This window comes from Oculatella sp. LEGE 06141 (assembly GCF_015207605.1).
Lineage (GTDB): Bacteria > Cyanobacteriota > Cyanobacteriia > Elainellales > Elainellaceae > Oculatella.
In genome coordinates, this window is sequence record NZ_JADEWO010000010.1 from 95601 (window position 1) to 110293 (window position 14693).

The window sequence follows — 14693 nt, forward strand, 5'->3', positions numbered from 1 at the left end:
AGTTAATCCTTGTCATTAAAGGTGCTACAAGTAGCGTTGGAATCGTGCTCTTGTGCCATCAGCTCAGCGGTGTTTACGAGTCAGCCCCCCTTTAACGAAACATCTAACGCTTAAATGGCGCTGACATAAGCATGTGGATGGCCGAATGCCTAGCATCCCATAGGATAGGCACCGTCCACCAGCCTTAATTCAGTGACGTTCAGCGAAGGTCTGTTATCTGTAGATCGTAGGATGCTTTAACGGGGCTGAATGCAACTCGAACGGCTCATCAGAGTTTCCAATCAGTTGGCCATCAGGAGCTGATGCAGCACATCATTTGCTTTCCAAATTTCAGGTGAATCTCAATCCTCAAAGGACTATTTTGCTCAGGGAGATAGTCTACTTAACAGTTTCGATGTATTCCCACAATGTTGAGTGACTTGTCAAAAGAGCTGAAGCAGCTAGATTGCTTTGGAAAATAGCCTTGTTGAGATGGAGATGCAACATTTGCAGAGCGAGAAGAAACGGTTCCTCAACTAGCCGCTGGAATAGGCAGGCTGGCGCTATGCACTTGCGTGATTCAACTGTGTTGTATTGAATTTTGAGAAAAACCAATGAGTTACTTTCCATCTCACCATCGTTGGACTCGTCGTCAGGCTCTCTGGTTTATGGCTGGGGCAGTAGGAACGGCGGGGTTGCACGCTTGTAGCAAACTACCTCAAAGTTCGTCTGCGACCAATTCCACAAACCTAACCCCTGCCACTATTGCGGTAACATCCTGGATTGGTAATACAGCACTCTACATTGCTGAGGAAAAAAACTTTTTCCGGGATGAAGGACTCAACCTGACCGTGAGAACATTTGGCACCGTTGCGGAAAGTTTTCCGGCCTTCTCAGTGGGGCAATTACAGGCTGTTGCTCCGGTGACTTCGGAAGTTGTTGCACTGGCAGCGCAAGGAACAGACTACCGAATTGTGGCGGTTATGGATACGTCATCGGGAGCAGATGCCATACTGGCGCAGGGAAGTATTTCCAGTATTGAGGACTTTAAAGGGAAGCGAATTGCGGTTCAACGAGGGGGGGTGGGTCACTTCTTTCTGCTACAAATTTTGGCAGAAGTGGGAATGAGAGAACAGGATGTCACTATTGTTGATACCACTCCTGAAGCGGGGGCAGCGGCCTTTGAAGCTGGAAACGTTGAAATTGCCTATTCTTACCCTCCTTATATTGATAGCGCTCTGGCTGTTCAGAAAAACGGACGCATCATCTATGACTCGTCCAAGATGCCAACGGCGATCGCCGATGTGTATGCCTTTAGCACTGACTTTATCCAAACGCATCCAGAAGCCGTTCAGGGTTTTGTTCGCAGTATCTTTAGCGCCTTAGATTTTTTGCAGTCGAATGAAGGCGAAGCATTGGCGATCGCGGCCAAACGTCTTGAGATGACTCCACAGGACTTAGCAACTCAGCTCGAAGGAGTTAACTTACCGGATCTCGCAACCAATCAGGAAATGTTGGGCAATCCTGAAAGCGATCTCTATTTGCTCAAACCGTTAACTGCGCTGGCCGAGTTTTTGCAAGACCAGAACCAAATTGAAACGCTCCCGGATCTGTCTAACCTGATCGACCCACAATTTGTCATGGCTTTGAACTAGGGTTAACGATTTACCCTATCGCATTTCAATTACATTCATGCCTCGAAATTTATGCCTCGAAACCGTTTGGAACCCAACCCTGAATCCACTAGTAACAATGGCGTTGCAGTATTTAGGCACACTCAAGAACCGCAATTGGTTGAAGCGTTTAATTTGGAGGGAGTGGAACAATCCACAGAAGCGCCGTCCGTCAGAGATCGATTCATTGATGCATGGCGATCGATTAGCGTTAAGACCAAAGTAACAGCACTGGCTATCACGCTTGGAGTAGTACCAGTACTGGTTGTCGGTGGAATTGCAACCTATTCGGCGAATGAAATTATTGTTAGAGAAACACTAGAAGATCGCCAAAAGCTAGCAGTCAACATTGGGATACAGTTGAGTGCGCTGATTCAAAATCGCTTGCACGACGCTGAAACCATTGCAAGTTCACCGATCATTGTCCGCTCTGCTACCCGTGAGGCCACATCCGCAGAGGATTTGATTACTTACTTTGACAGCTTCACAAAGCGGGATTTGTCATATGAACAAATTGGAGTAGCAACACCTGACGGCAAATTTGTTTACCTGGAACAAAACAACACACCGCTTAGAACCACCAAAACCGAGATTCCTGATGGCTTAAATACGCCAAATGCAAAACCATTTGAAGTGGTAAACGCAGCTTACTTTTTGCAAACGAGAGGCACATTACGTCCAGCCGCCATTCTGTTGCAGGAATCGCTCATCAGCCAAACCCCGTCCTTTTTTGTTGCAGCACCCGCTTTGGATGACGCATCCCAACTGTCATCAATTATTTACAGCCAGACATCAGTTGAGAGTTTTTCTGAATTGATCCGGGAAAATTTAATCAATTTGCTGCATAAAGGTGGGAGCGGCAGCGTCAGAGGGTTGCCCCAATACCAAATTGTGGATCACAGTGCGGCTTACTTTGAAACCACCGAGGCCGGCACCCAGCAAGAAGTTGCCCCAACCCGAATCAAAGCTCAGGGGAATGCTGTAACGATCGACGGTAATCCAGTGCAGGCAGGCGGTTCAGTATTTCTCAAAGAAAATCGGGTGGTTGTATCCAGCGGTGAAGACCTGGGTACCGAAATGCTGAGTATCTTCCCGAAGTATGCGGCGTTGCGGAATACTGGGGTTGCCACAACCACCATTGACGTTTCTCAAAAAGACAACCAGGAATATCTGCTGAGCTATGCCCCGATCGCTCGTGTAGAAGGGTTGTATCTCGACTGGGGGGTTCTAATTTACGAGCCGACTGCAACGGTGTTTGCACCGCAGCGCATGTTGATTTTAACGCTGTCGGTTGGAACACTGATTACGGCTTTGTTGCTCGGTGCGATCGCTGCTGTCATTGCTAACCGTGCCACCCGTCCATTGATTGCCGCCGCTAAAACAGTAGACCAAATTGGTCAGGGTGAACTGGATGCACGGGTAAATGTTAGAGGCCGTGACGAAATTGCTGTGCTGGGTAGCAACATCAACCGCATGGCAAACCAAATTCAAACTTATATTACAACCCAAACGCTTGAGTCGGAACGGGAACGGTTGCTAGCGCTGGCAAAAGGGTCTAACGCCCTGCGTACTCCTGATCTAAATACCATTTTCAAGCAGGCGGTTCAGGGCACACGCGAGCTATTTGATCTGGATTACGTCATGCTTTATCAGTTTGACGCAGACTGGAACGGCAGTATTATCTCAGAAGCCATTGCACCTGATTTGCCCCGCACATCAAACAGCAAACTGAAGGACTTTCAAATCCCGGAATCATTGCTCAAACGTTTGACACAGCGGCAGGTTGTCCCCATCAGCGATGTGGCTGCTCCTGGATTCCCTCCGGTGCTGCGAAAACAACTTGAATATCGAACCGCAAAATCTAGCTTGTTGGCACCGCTATTCTGTGGCGATCGCCTGTTTGGTGTGTTAACGGCTCATTATGCAGAGCCTCACGACTGGCAGGAGTATGAGGTTAACTTCCTGCAACAGCTAGCGATCGAGATTGGCCTGTCTCTTTATCGAGTTGAGCTGCTGGAAACCACAGAGAAACTGGCCGAAGAGCAGCGACAGCTCAAGGAAAAGCTACAACAGCGAGTGATCCGACTGGTTCAGGAAATTAACCCCATCAGTGAAGGAGACTTGACCATTCGGGCACAGGTCACAGCCGATGAAATTGGTACGATCGCCAGCTCCTATAACTCTACGGTTGAGAGCTTGAGGAAGATTATTCTTCAAGTGCAAACTGCCGCAGAGCAGGTTGTCGCCTCTACAGAAACCAATGAGATCTCGGTACACGATCTGCGTGAAGAAGCGGCACGGCAGGCGGAAGGCATTAAAAAAGCGCTCCACCAAATTGAGCAATTGCAGCAGGTTGTACAAAACGTAGCGTTCGATGCTCAAAAAGCAGAAGCTGCTGTGTACCAGGCAGAGCAAGTAGTGAATGAAGGGGATGCGGCAATGGATCGCACGGTGCAGGAGATTCAAGCGATTCAAGCGGTCGTGTCCGAAACGGTAGAGAAGGCGCAGCACTTGAGCGAATCGTCTGAGCAGATCTCCAAGGTTGTAGAACTGATTAACCGATTTGCGGCACAAACTAATATCCTGTCGCTCAACTCTTCGGTTGAGGCTGCCAGGGCCGGGGAATACGGCAAGGGTTTTGCCACCATTGCCCTGGAAGTGCGGAAGCTGGCAGGGCAATCGGCACAGGCCGCGCAAGAGATTCGCACACTCATTACCAATATTCAAACCGAAACCAGGGAAGTGGTCACCACGATGGCGGCAGGTAGCCAGCGAGTCGAAACTGGGACTCAGCTAGTGAGTGAGTCTCGTCAAAGCCTGAACAAGATCACAGCCGTGAGCCGTCAAATCAATGAAGTGGTTGCATCAATTGTGCAGTCAACCGTGGTGCAGTCTCAGATGTCTGAAACGGTGACTGAAACGATGAAAGACATTGCTGCGATCGCCAACGATACCTCTGTAGAAGCCAGCCAGGTATCTGCATCGTTTGAGGAATTACGCAAGGTGGCACAAAACCTGCAAGCAGAAGTGAGCCAGTTCAAGGTATAGCCCTGCACCACTCTTTCTCAAGCCTGAGAAATGTAGGGACGACTGCAGGATATCCCGGTCAGGGTGGGCTATGGTCTTAACGATCAGCCTACCCTTTGCTAATTTATTTGCCGCACCCTCGCACGTTACCATCCAGACCGGATTTACCGCGCTCTACCCGGCTCCGTTTTAACGCATATTTTGCTTTCGTTCTTTTTTGGGATCGCGCATTCCCGCCGCCGCCAGGTCGGCATCTAACAGCGTTTTACCCGTTGCTGCCAGGTAAACATCATCCAAACTAGGACGGGCCTGAGAAATGCCAAAGGTGGGGATACCCGCTTCCTTGAGCGCTTGCTGAATCGTGATCAATGCGTCGCTCTGGGGATCAACAACCAAGTTCAATGAATTGCCTTGGGCTTCGTTGATGATGACCTCCTGCACAAACGGCAGATCATTCAGCATTGTTTTGGCGCTTTCCGCTTCCTGCGGTGGGGTAAATTCCCGAATGCGGAGCGTAACGCGATCGCCCCCCACCCGGTCTTTTAACTCAGACGGAGTTCCTGTCGCAATGACGACACCCTGATCGATAATGGCAACGCGATCGGCCAGCGCATCGACTTCTTCTAAATAATGGCTGGTCATCAATACGGTGGTGCCACCATCGCGCAACTGCCGCAAAAATTGCCAGATCGCCGTGCGGCTTTCAATGTCCAGCCCAACCGTTGGTTCATCCAGCACCAGCACATCAGGTTTGTGCAACAGTCCTGCGGCCAGATCTAGCCGCTTGCGAATGCCGCCCGAATAGGTTCCAGTGCGCTGATCGGCCCACTCAGTTAAACCGAGCAGCGCAATCATTTGCTCAATGCGCTCTTTGGCGATCGCACGCGGCAAGTGATACAACGCGGCCTGAAGTTCCAGCAGTTCCCGTCCGGTTAACACCTTATCCAGAGCCACCTCTTGAGCAACATAGCCCAAAAGCTGCCGCGCAACGCGAGGGTTGTCGAGAACCGACACCCCAGAGACTTCAATGGTGCCCGCATCTGGAGTGGCTAGCGTACACAGACAGCGAAGCGTCGTTGTCTTTCCGGCTCCGTTTGGCCCCAAGAGACCAAAAATTTCTCCCGATTCAACCCTGAGAGAAACCTTCTTAACGGCTTCAACGGTGCCGTATCGTTTTTGCAGCGTTTCAATTAAAACAGCAGGAGCCATAGCGCTCTTTATGGTTAGGATGGGCAATCACTTTTAATTTTAGTAGTGAGGCGATCGTTTTGAAGAATGGAACCAACGTCCATTTGAAACTCAAAACAAATGCCGCGCACTACCGATTGCCCTCTGGCAACGGATCGCTACCCATCCGTTGCCGTTCGCCTACCCTTCACCAACGGCTAAAATCCAGTTGTTGAAACGGTACTCACCAACGTCTCAAGGCTGGCGGCCAACGTATTCATGGCCTGGTGCGTCATCGGTAGGCTGTCCACAGCCATTCCCGCACATAACAGCATCATGTAAAGAATGGAATACTTGAACAGCGATTTCGCAATCTGCAAATCCTGGGGCGATCGCAGCAATGCCCAGGCTTTGGCAACAAACACACCGCCCAGCAGCAATGCCACAGCCATGTAAACCGCTCCCAACACATGCAATGGATACACCAACAGCAACGTAATCGGGATCAGCAGCAGCGTGTAGACCCAAATTTGGCGGGCGGTGGATACTTCACCCTTCACAACAGGCAGCATGGGCACGCCCACCTTGGCATAATCTTCACGAATCATCATGGCTAGCGCCCAAAAATGAGGCGGTGTCCAGAAAAAGACAATGGCGAAGAAGATCCAGGCGGCCCAGCTCAGTTCGCCCGTCACTGCCGCCCAGCCAACCAGCGGCGGAATGGCTCCTGCCGCACCACCAATCACAATATTTTGAGTGCTGTGTCGCTTTAGCCAATGGGTGTACACCACCACATAGGTGGCGATGCCAGACATAGCAAGCAACGCGCTCAGCAGGTTGGCAAAAACTGTTAGCAGGGTGAACGATGTAATAGCCAGGACGATCGCAAACAGCAACGCATCTCGTGGCTGAATCCGACCCGACGGCAACGGACGGTGCCGGGTGCGTTCCATTTCGTAATCAATGTCGCGATCGTAAAGACAGTTAATTGTGTTGGCCGACGCAGCAGCCAGTGCCCCACTCAACACGGTTACCAGCAGTAAAAAGGGATCGACCTGCCCTTCCGCAGCAATCCACATACTGCCAGCCGTTGTAATCAACAACAAAATAATGATGCGAGGCTTGGTCAGTTGCCAATAACTCTGAAGCACCTGCCAAATAGTCTGGTGGTGGCGGGAAGCATTGGTCCAGGTTGTCTCATTCATTCGTTTTTTTATTCCTGAAGTTCGTCAGGCATGGGGGGACTCAAGGCAAAAAAAGAGGAAGGGGCAAAAAAAGGAAGCTGAATCCGTTTCGCCCTGATGATTCACGTGGCTGAGAGGGAGCGATCGCGCCAGGACAGAACCGTAAAACACACCAGCGTTCCCAGCAGAGATGCGCCAATCAACTGATGCGCCACCGTCAGCGGCTCTACTTGTAGGTGAAGGTGAAAGGTCGCAATGCCAAGCGTAATTTGGAGTAATAGCAAAAGACCCGCCGCAGAAATTAACTGTCTCAGGGCAGAATGCAGCGCTGGGGTACGCTTGGTGGCAAGCATTAACACCAAAATCGAGAGAGTAGCAGGCGCAATGCCCCACAGATGGCTATTCATGACACTGCAAAGCTGTGAGGACGACAAACACTGATGCAGCGCCCAGCGTGAGCCAACCAGCCCACCCGATAAGCTTTGCAGATAAACCAGGATGGCTGCCGTAAGACCCAGCCAGGATAGCTTGCTTGCATTTCCAGTACCGCCCTCATAGGGTAACAGCGCAACGCCCATAACGAGCAGGGTGGTAAAAAACAGCAGGGCTGTTCCCAAATGGGCTGTCACAATGTCAAATCGCAGCATCTCTGTCACCGTCAACCCGCCTAGCACGCCTTGAAACACAATCAGCCCCAGGGCAAAGGTAGACAACCAGGGAAGCCACCCTGGCAACTCGCGACGATGCCACCAGGTTAGAGCGCACAGTCCGATCGACATCAGACCAATCAGGGCAGCATCTAACCGATGAAACCACTCCAAAAACACTTGCAGGTTCATTTGCTGCCTGGGAAACAGCGTGCCATAGCAAAGCGGCCAGTCGGGACAGGCTAAGCCAGCATCCATAACGCGTGTAGCGCTGCCGATCGCCATCAACAGCAGAGTGGCGATCGCCAGCTTCCAGATCAAACGACGGACGCGATCGCCGGGTGAAATAGCCCCTGTCACCAGCGATGAATGGGAAGAGGCTGCCGCTTCTGGATGCAAAACAGAATCTGTCATGAGCTGCCCCTCCTGGATAGGTCGAACCTTGATACGTTGAAACAGTTGCACACCAAAGTTAATTCAATCCTGATTAATAACTTTAGTAGAACCTGATATCGGCTCTAGTTATTACTGTAGTGATGCCAGCTCAGAACTGGCCAAGCTTTAGAGATTTTTTTGGATTGTTGTTAAGAAATGAATGGCTAGCCATTAGTGGTCGGCTTTGAGCATTTCTTTAGCAATAATTAACAAACGTTCACAAACATCACATTCTCAACCATTCTAGTATTTGCCGATACTTCAGCCTTCTCAGATCCCAAAGAAAAACAAAAGAAAAGCCTAAAGATAACCAGTAATTCGGGTTTGAATCCTGTCAAAAGTTCGAACCTTGCTCTAACTTAGTAGATGGATTGAATTGAAATGGAAGGTTAGCATTTATAACCTTGCTGAAGCCTCATTTAATTCGCAAATGAAGTAAAAGCTAACGATGAATTTCCCAAAATCAAACGGCTATCTCGTCCCATCACCCCGTACCTAACCGTACCTAATCTGCGGTGGGATAGTGGCTGTAGATTAGCGCTAGTGGAACCGCGTCGAGGCATCAGCTCAGTTCCAATCCCTTGACGGAGGAAGCTCAACCGTTTCTTTGCCAGTCAAGTTATTCTGTTTGCGGAACAAAATGTTACAGACGACCCTTAACGCGCTGTGAAAATTCCAAGTAATATTCTCACCTTGCTGGCTGGTATTGCCCTCACGCTGATCAGCCTGTGGTATGGAAAAAACCACGGACTACTGCCTCCCGCTGCTTCCAACGAAGCAGACCTGGTAGATGGGCTATTCGATGCCATGATGACTGTTTCGATGGGCATTTTCCTATTGGTACAGGGTGTCCTGGTCTTTTCGGTTATCCGGTTCCGCCGCCGCCAAGGAGATAACACTGACGGCCCTCCGATCCATGGCAACATTCCGCTAGAGATTGTATGGACAGCCATTCCAGCCGTCATCGTGCTGGTGATTGGAGTTTACAGCTTCGATATTTATAAACAAATGGGCGGGTTTGATCCCCAGGCGGCAAATGACCCTGGTGTCACCCAAATTGCCATGCTGCCTGGGGAAGAACTGGCAACCCCGCTAATTGATGCCAGCAAAGCAAAGCCAGCTCACAACCATGTCCATCTCGCCGTTGGCATTGGCGCGTTTCCTGAAGATGAGGGAAAAATGGCGGATGTCAATGTGGATGTGATGGGGCTTCAGTATGCCTGGATCTTTACCTACCCTGACAGCGGCATCACCTCTGGCGAACTCCATGTCCCGGTGAATCAGGAGGTGCAGCTCAACATTAAGGCACAGGATGTTTTACACGCTTTTTGGTTGCCCGATCTGCGCCTGAAGCAAGACGCAATTCCAGGACGAGATGTCGAGTTGCGGTTTGCACCGCGCAAAGTGGGTGAATATCCTGTCGTCTGCGCCGAGTTGTGCGGCCCCTACCACGGAGCAATGAACACCAAAATGTTTGTTGAATCTGAAGAGGACTTTTCCAATTGGATTCAAGAGCAGATTGCGGCGATCGACGATTCTACCCAAACCGTAGCGGTTAACTCGGCAGACCGCACAGACGGAGACTTCCTCAAGCCCTTCGTTGAGGAGATGGGGATCAGCGATGTTGACCGTACTGTGTTGCAACAGCTTCACTCCCACCCTGCGGTGAGCAGCGATCGCACCGCACAGGTGGTTAACGCACTCTCTCCCGCTGCCTGATCTACCGATTGGTGCCTGTACCAGCGCAAGGCTGGTAGTCTTTGCCCAAATAGTCTTTGTACCGACAGTCTCCGCACTGTAGCGACCATCGCAAGAGCATGTTATGACTCAAGCAGAAATGCAAGCCAGCGCCACTCAATCCTCCTACAGCGTGCCATCCACGCGGAAGTGGCGTGACTACTTCTCATTTAACTCAGACCACAAGGTGATTGGGATTCAATACCTGGTCACCTCCTTTTTCTTTTACCTCATCGGTGGTGTCTTCGCGACGGCCATGCGGACTGAACTGGCAACCCCAGAGTCCGATTTTGTCAATCCCGAGATGTACAACAATTTGCTGACGCTACACGGCACGATCATGATCTTCCTGTGGATCATTCCAGCCGGATCAGGCTTAGCAAATTATCTGATTCCGCTGATGATCGGGGCGCGAGACATGGCGTTTCCCAAGCTTAATGCGCTGGCCTTTTGGATGATTCCTCCAGCCGGTTTAGTCCTGGCGGGTAGTCTTTTAATTGATGCGCCTCAAGCAGGGTGGACATCCTATCCGCCGTTGAGCCTGGTCAGTGGCAAGGTGGGTGAAGGAATCTGGATTTTCAGCCTGCTGGTCTTGGGAACCTCGTCCATTTTGGGGGCGATTAATTTTCTAGTCACCATCCTGAAAATGCGGGTACCCAGTATGGGGCTCAACGACATGCCGCTGTTTTGCTGGTCAATGTTGTCGGCCTCTGGGTTGATCTTGATTGGAACTCCCGTGTTGGCAGGGGCGCTTATTTTGCTGGCCTTTGACCTGCTGGCTGGAACGGCCTTCTTTAATCCGACGGGGGGTGGCGATCCGATCGTCTACCAGCACATGTTCTGGTTTTACTCGCATCCAGCGGTTTACATCATGATTCTGCCGCTGTTTGGGGCACTTTCCGAAATTTTGCCAGTTCATGCGCGTAAACCCATTTTTGGCTATCGGGCGATCGCCTACTCCAGCGTAGCCATCAGCTTTATTGGCCTCATTGTGTGGGCACACCACATGTTCACCAGCGGCACGCCTGCCTGGTTACGCATGTTTTTCATGATTTTTACTATGATCATTGCCGTACCAACAGGGATTAAAATCTTTGGCTGGTTAGCAACGGTATGGGGCGGCAAAATCGCCCTCAACAGCGCCATGCTGTTTGGTCTTGGCATGATTTCTGTGTTCGTGATTGGTGGCATCAGTGGTGTCATGGTGGCAGCCGTCCCGTTTGATATTCACGTTCACGATACCTATTTCATCGTGGCGCACCTGCACTATGTCCTGTTTGGAGGCAGTGTGTTTGGCATTTATGGTGCCCTGTATCACTGGTTCCCCAAAATGACCGGACGGATGATGAACGAACGGCTGGGTATTCTTCACTTTGTATTAACCTACATGGGCATGAACCTTACCTTCATGCCCATGCATGAATTGGGTTTAATCGGGATGAATCGGCGGATTGCCGTCTACAATCCTGAATTTCAGCCGTTGAATATTCTCTGTACTATTGGGGCATTTACGCTAGCTATTTCAACGATTCCGTTCTTAATTAATGCTGGATGGAGTTGGATTGCTGGAAAACCAGCCGGAGATAATCCGTGGCGAGGGCTAACCTTTGAATGGCAAACCTCTTCACCACCACCGATTGAAAACTTTGACCTTTTGCCGGTTTTGAATTATGGGCCTTATGACTACGGCTCTGGCATCCGGTTTCCGGGGGAGGAAATTGAAGACGAGGAGACCAACATGGAAGCGCCTCCTGGCGGTTTCATGCCTCCTAGTGAGTCTCGGGCTGGGAGTTAGCTATCATTAGCCCAACCCTTCACGTTTGTTTTCTCCCTGATAGACCATTCGTGGCAGTTTTTAAGGCGTCTAAATTATGCAAGGTTCAACAATCGATCCCGCCAAAACGGATCTAAATTATCACCACGATGGCGAGGCGGCTGCCCACCACGAGGAGCATCCCGACCACCGTCTGTTTGGCATACTTGTCTTTCTGGCCGCAGAGAGTATGATCTTTGCCGGACTGTTTGTGGCGTATCTTACGTTTCGGGTGGTGCAACCCGTCTGGCCACCAGAAGGCAGTCCTGAATTAGAGCTGTTGCTACCTGGAATCAACACACTCATTCTAATTTCGAGTAGTTTTGTGATTCACCGGGGCGACACGGCTGTCAAACAGAACAACGTCGCGGGTCTGCGCCTCTGGTTTGGTCTTTCAGCGCTAATGGGAATCATCTTTTTGGCGGGTCAGGTTTATGAGTACAGCAATTTAGAGTTTGGCTTAAAGTCCAATCTATTCGCCAGCACCTTTTATGTGCTGACTGGGTTTCACGGACTGCACGTTCTTTGTGGAGTGGGGCTAATCGGCGCTGTACTGCTGCGATCGTTCAAAAAAGGCCACTATTCGAGTCAGCACCATTTTGGGGTAGAAGCCGCAGAACTGTACTGGCACTTTGTTGATGTCATCTGGATTATTCTGTTCTTCTTGCTCTACCTGCTTCACTAAGTTCGGTTGGCTTTCGTTTCTCGCAATTCAACAGGTGGCGGGTTTATCAACCGGGTATGTGAGCAACATGCGTGGGGATGACCCGCCTTTTTTCATCGATTGTTGTAGTAGCGGCCATTCATCGCGCTTGCACCGTCACGCTTGCACCATTGCGCTTGCACCAATGGTGAACACTTGAACCGTCCGAGAATGACCTCGACTGTTTGCAATGCTCAAAGGAAGTGATCCTAGATGGGAACCTCAGTAAACGTAACTAGCGGCAACTTTACGGCTGACGTAGTTGAACGATCATACGAAAAGCCAGTGATTGTCGATTTCTTTGCTCAGTGGTGTGGGCCTTGCCAGATGCTCAAGCCCATCCTGGAAAAGCTGGCTCAAGAATATGATTTTGTTCTGGCAAAAGTAGACATTGACCACAGCCCGGATTTAGCGAACGCTTACCAAATTGAAGGCGTTCCAGACGTGCGTATTGTGTCCCAGGGGCAAATGCATCCGGGGTTTGTAGGAGTTTTACCCGAACCCCAACTGCGGCAACTGCTGGCACAACTCAACCTGAAATCTGCACTGGAAACGGGGTTAGACGCTATTCAACAATCGATCGCCACTGGTGAAACGGCAACCGCACAGCAGCAGTTTGAACGTCTACTACAGCAGTATCCGCACGATCGAGGATTGGCGATCGCCGCTGCTAAGTTTATGTTGAATCACGATCAGCCAGAGGCGGCAGAGCGGTTGCTGGCTCCCATCCAGGAAGACGACAAGCAGCACTTTGCTGAAGCCAGCGCCCTGCGAGAACTGATTCGGTTTAAGCAAGACCAGAGTCTGGTACCCGAAACCGAGCTAGACACGCTTTATTTCGACGCAACTCAGATGACGCTACGGGGCGATTACGAATTTGCCTTGCAGCAGTTTCTGGAAATTGTCAGCCGCGATCGCAAATACCGCAATGAAGCCGCACGAAAAGCAATGGTGACGATCTTCAACCTGTTGGGAGACGATCATCCGTTGACTCGCCACTTCCGTAAGCAGTTAATGCTCACCCTTTACTAGGTTCAGGCCACCCCGATTGTTCAACGCCAGATTAACTCAACTAGAGGGAATGTAAGGGAGCCGTTAAGGTTTGCCTCTATCTAGAGAGCGATCGCGCAAAAATGACACAATATCTGTTGTTGGGTTCAACGTGTCGCCGTTGCCCCTTGCCAAGCTATTCACCAAGCGAAATCATGACCCATTCCCCTACGGCAGCAACCGTTTCATCAGGCTCCTCTACGGCTGTTACGGCAGACTGGTCTAGTCTGCTTCAGCAACTCCTGGATGGGCAATCGCTCTCAACAGAACAGGCCGCCGAGTTAATGCAAGGCTGGCTAACGGAAGCTATTCCACCGGTTCTGTCGGGGGCAATTTTAGCAGCTATTCAGGCCAAGGGCGTGTCTGCTACCGAATTGGCGGGCATGGCGCAGGTGTTGCAATCCCAATCGCTCAGCAGCCGTTTGGCCGATTCGTCCATCCCTTCGCCACTGATTGACACCTGCGGTACGGGTGGGGATGGGGCACTCACATTCAATATTTCTACAACGGTTGCCTTTGTTGCTGCTGCCGCCGGTATTCCTGTGGCTAAACATGGCAATCGTGCGGCCTCTAGCAAAGTGGGTTCCGCTGATGTGCTTGAAGCGCTGGGTATTAACCTGGGTGCCAATCCCGAAAAGATTAAGGCGGCTTTGCACGAGGTAGGCATTACTTTTCTGTTTGCCCCGGGCTGGCATCCGGCGATGAAATATGTCGCGCCTCTGCGGAAAACCCTCAAAGTGAGAACGGTATTTAACTTGTTGGGGCCACTGGTCAATCCCCTAGACCTGACAGGGCAGGTGATTGGTGTGTTCAATCCTAACCTGGTTGAAACAGTCGCTCAGGCGTTAAATCATCTCGGCAGACCCGAAGCGATCGTCCTCCACGGGCGTGAAAAGTTAGATGAAGCAGGACTGGCCGACCAGACCGATTTGGCCGTACTCTCCAATGGGCAGGTTGAGCGCGTGACGCTAAACCCAGAGGAGGTAGGATTGCAACACGCACCCACCAGTGCCCTTCGCGGCAGTGAGGCTGCGATCGACAATGCCGCTATTTTACGCACTATCCTTCAGGGGGGCGGCACCCAGGCACAACAGGACGTGATCGCGCTGAACACAGCACTGGCGCTCAAGGTTGGCGGTGCTGTGCCATCGAGTTCGGTATCGTCCCCAACACCGTACGTCAAAGGAGTCGAACTGGCTAAAGACATCCTGGCGAGTGGCGCGGCCTGGAGCAAGGTAGAACAATTGGTCAACTTTTTAAAGTAAGCCAAAGCAAGCT

At 50.9% G+C, this 14693-nt stretch carries 10 protein-coding genes; 7 read left to right on the top strand and 3 right to left on the bottom strand.

The annotated features are described in order from the left end of the window. Window positions 1-593 precede the first annotated feature (593 nt). Window positions 594-1634, top strand: coding sequence for an aliphatic sulfonate ABC transporter substrate-binding protein (locus tag IQ268_RS09825; protein WP_193877956.1), 1041 nt, complete (start codon window positions 594-596; stop codon window positions 1632-1634). 51 nt (window positions 1635-1685) lie between these two features. Beyond that, window positions 1686-4700, top strand: a complete 3015-nt coding sequence (locus IQ268_RS09830; RefSeq protein ID WP_193877958.1) for a methyl-accepting chemotaxis protein — start codon at window positions 1686-1688, stop codon at window positions 4698-4700. A gap of 168 nt (window positions 4701-4868) precedes the next feature. Here the strand turns inward: IQ268_RS09830 and IQ268_RS09835 are convergent, their stop codons facing one another. The 3 genes from IQ268_RS09835 to IQ268_RS09845 all read right to left on the bottom strand — a co-directional run bounded on the left by IQ268_RS09835 (window position 4869) and on the right by IQ268_RS09845 (window position 8091). Then, window positions 4869-5888 (bottom strand): ATP-binding cassette domain-containing protein, encoded by a 1020-nt coding sequence (locus tag IQ268_RS09835; RefSeq protein ID WP_193877967.1) that lies wholly within the window; start codon window positions 5886-5888, stop codon window positions 4869-4871. A 176-nt stretch (window positions 5889-6064) separates the two neighbouring features. Next, window positions 6065-7051, bottom strand: a complete 987-nt coding sequence (locus IQ268_RS09840) for a heme o synthase (protein ID WP_193877969.1) — start codon at window positions 7049-7051, stop codon at window positions 6065-6067. A 101-nt stretch (window positions 7052-7152) separates the two neighbouring features. Beyond that, entirely contained in the window at window positions 7153-8091 is a 939-nt protein-coding gene (locus tag IQ268_RS09845) for a heme A synthase (RefSeq protein WP_193877971.1), read from the bottom strand. 687 nt (window positions 8092-8778) lie between these two features. Between IQ268_RS09845 and IQ268_RS09850 the strand changes: the two genes are divergently transcribed. The 5 genes from IQ268_RS09850 to trpD all read left to right on the top strand — a co-directional run bounded on the left by IQ268_RS09850 (window position 8779) and on the right by trpD (window position 14680). Beyond that, on the top strand, window positions 8779-9831 hold the full coding sequence (locus IQ268_RS09850; RefSeq protein WP_193877972.1) for a cytochrome c oxidase subunit II: 1053 nt from the start codon (window positions 8779-8781) through the stop codon (window positions 9829-9831). Between the two features lie 103 nt (window positions 9832-9934). Next, a complete protein-coding gene (gene ctaD, locus IQ268_RS09855) occupies window positions 9935-11644 on the top strand; it encodes a cytochrome c oxidase subunit I (RefSeq protein ID WP_193877973.1) in 1710 nt (569 codons plus the stop codon). A 76-nt stretch (window positions 11645-11720) separates the two neighbouring features. After that, a complete protein-coding gene (locus tag IQ268_RS09860) occupies window positions 11721-12347 on the top strand; it encodes a heme-copper oxidase subunit III (RefSeq protein ID WP_193877974.1) in 627 nt (208 codons plus the stop codon). A gap of 231 nt (window positions 12348-12578) precedes the next feature. Continuing rightward, window positions 12579-13397, top strand: coding sequence for a tetratricopeptide repeat protein (locus IQ268_RS09865; protein ID WP_193877975.1), 819 nt, complete (start codon window positions 12579-12581; stop codon window positions 13395-13397). Window positions 13398-13570: 173 nt separating this feature from the next. Continuing rightward, window positions 13571-14680 (top strand): anthranilate phosphoribosyltransferase, encoded by a 1110-nt coding sequence (gene trpD, locus IQ268_RS09870; RefSeq protein ID WP_193877976.1) that lies wholly within the window; start codon window positions 13571-13573, stop codon window positions 14678-14680. Window positions 14681-14693: the final 13 nt, after the last annotated feature.

What these genes read in the sequence shown, in the direction of transcription:
- IQ268_RS09830 (WP_193877958.1), top strand. Translation starts at nt 1,686, where the DNA reads ATGCCTCGAAACCGTTTGGAACCCAACCCTGAATCCACTAGTAACAAT.
- ctaD (WP_193877973.1), top strand. Translation starts at nt 9,935, where the DNA reads ATGACTCAAGCAGAAATGCAAGCCAGCGCCACTCAATCCTCCTACAGC.
- IQ268_RS09845 (WP_193877971.1), bottom strand. Translation starts at nt 8,091, where the DNA reads ATGACAGATTCTGTTTTGCATCCAGAAGCGGCAGCCTCTTCCCATTCA.
- IQ268_RS09840 (WP_193877969.1), bottom strand. Translation starts at nt 7,051, where the DNA reads ATGAATGAGACAACCTGGACCAATGCTTCCCGCCACCACCAGACTATT.
- IQ268_RS09825 (WP_193877956.1), top strand. Translation starts at nt 594, where the DNA reads ATGAGTTACTTTCCATCTCACCATCGTTGGACTCGTCGTCAGGCTCTC.
- IQ268_RS09865 (WP_193877975.1), top strand. Translation starts at nt 12,579, where the DNA reads ATGGGAACCTCAGTAAACGTAACTAGCGGCAACTTTACGGCTGACGTA.
- trpD (WP_193877976.1), top strand. Translation starts at nt 13,571, where the DNA reads ATGACCCATTCCCCTACGGCAGCAACCGTTTCATCAGGCTCCTCTACG.
- IQ268_RS09835 (WP_193877967.1), bottom strand. Translation starts at nt 5,888, where the DNA reads ATGGCTCCTGCTGTTTTAATTGAAACGCTGCAAAAACGATACGGCACC.
- IQ268_RS09860 (WP_193877974.1), top strand. Translation starts at nt 11,721, where the DNA reads ATGCAAGGTTCAACAATCGATCCCGCCAAAACGGATCTAAATTATCAC.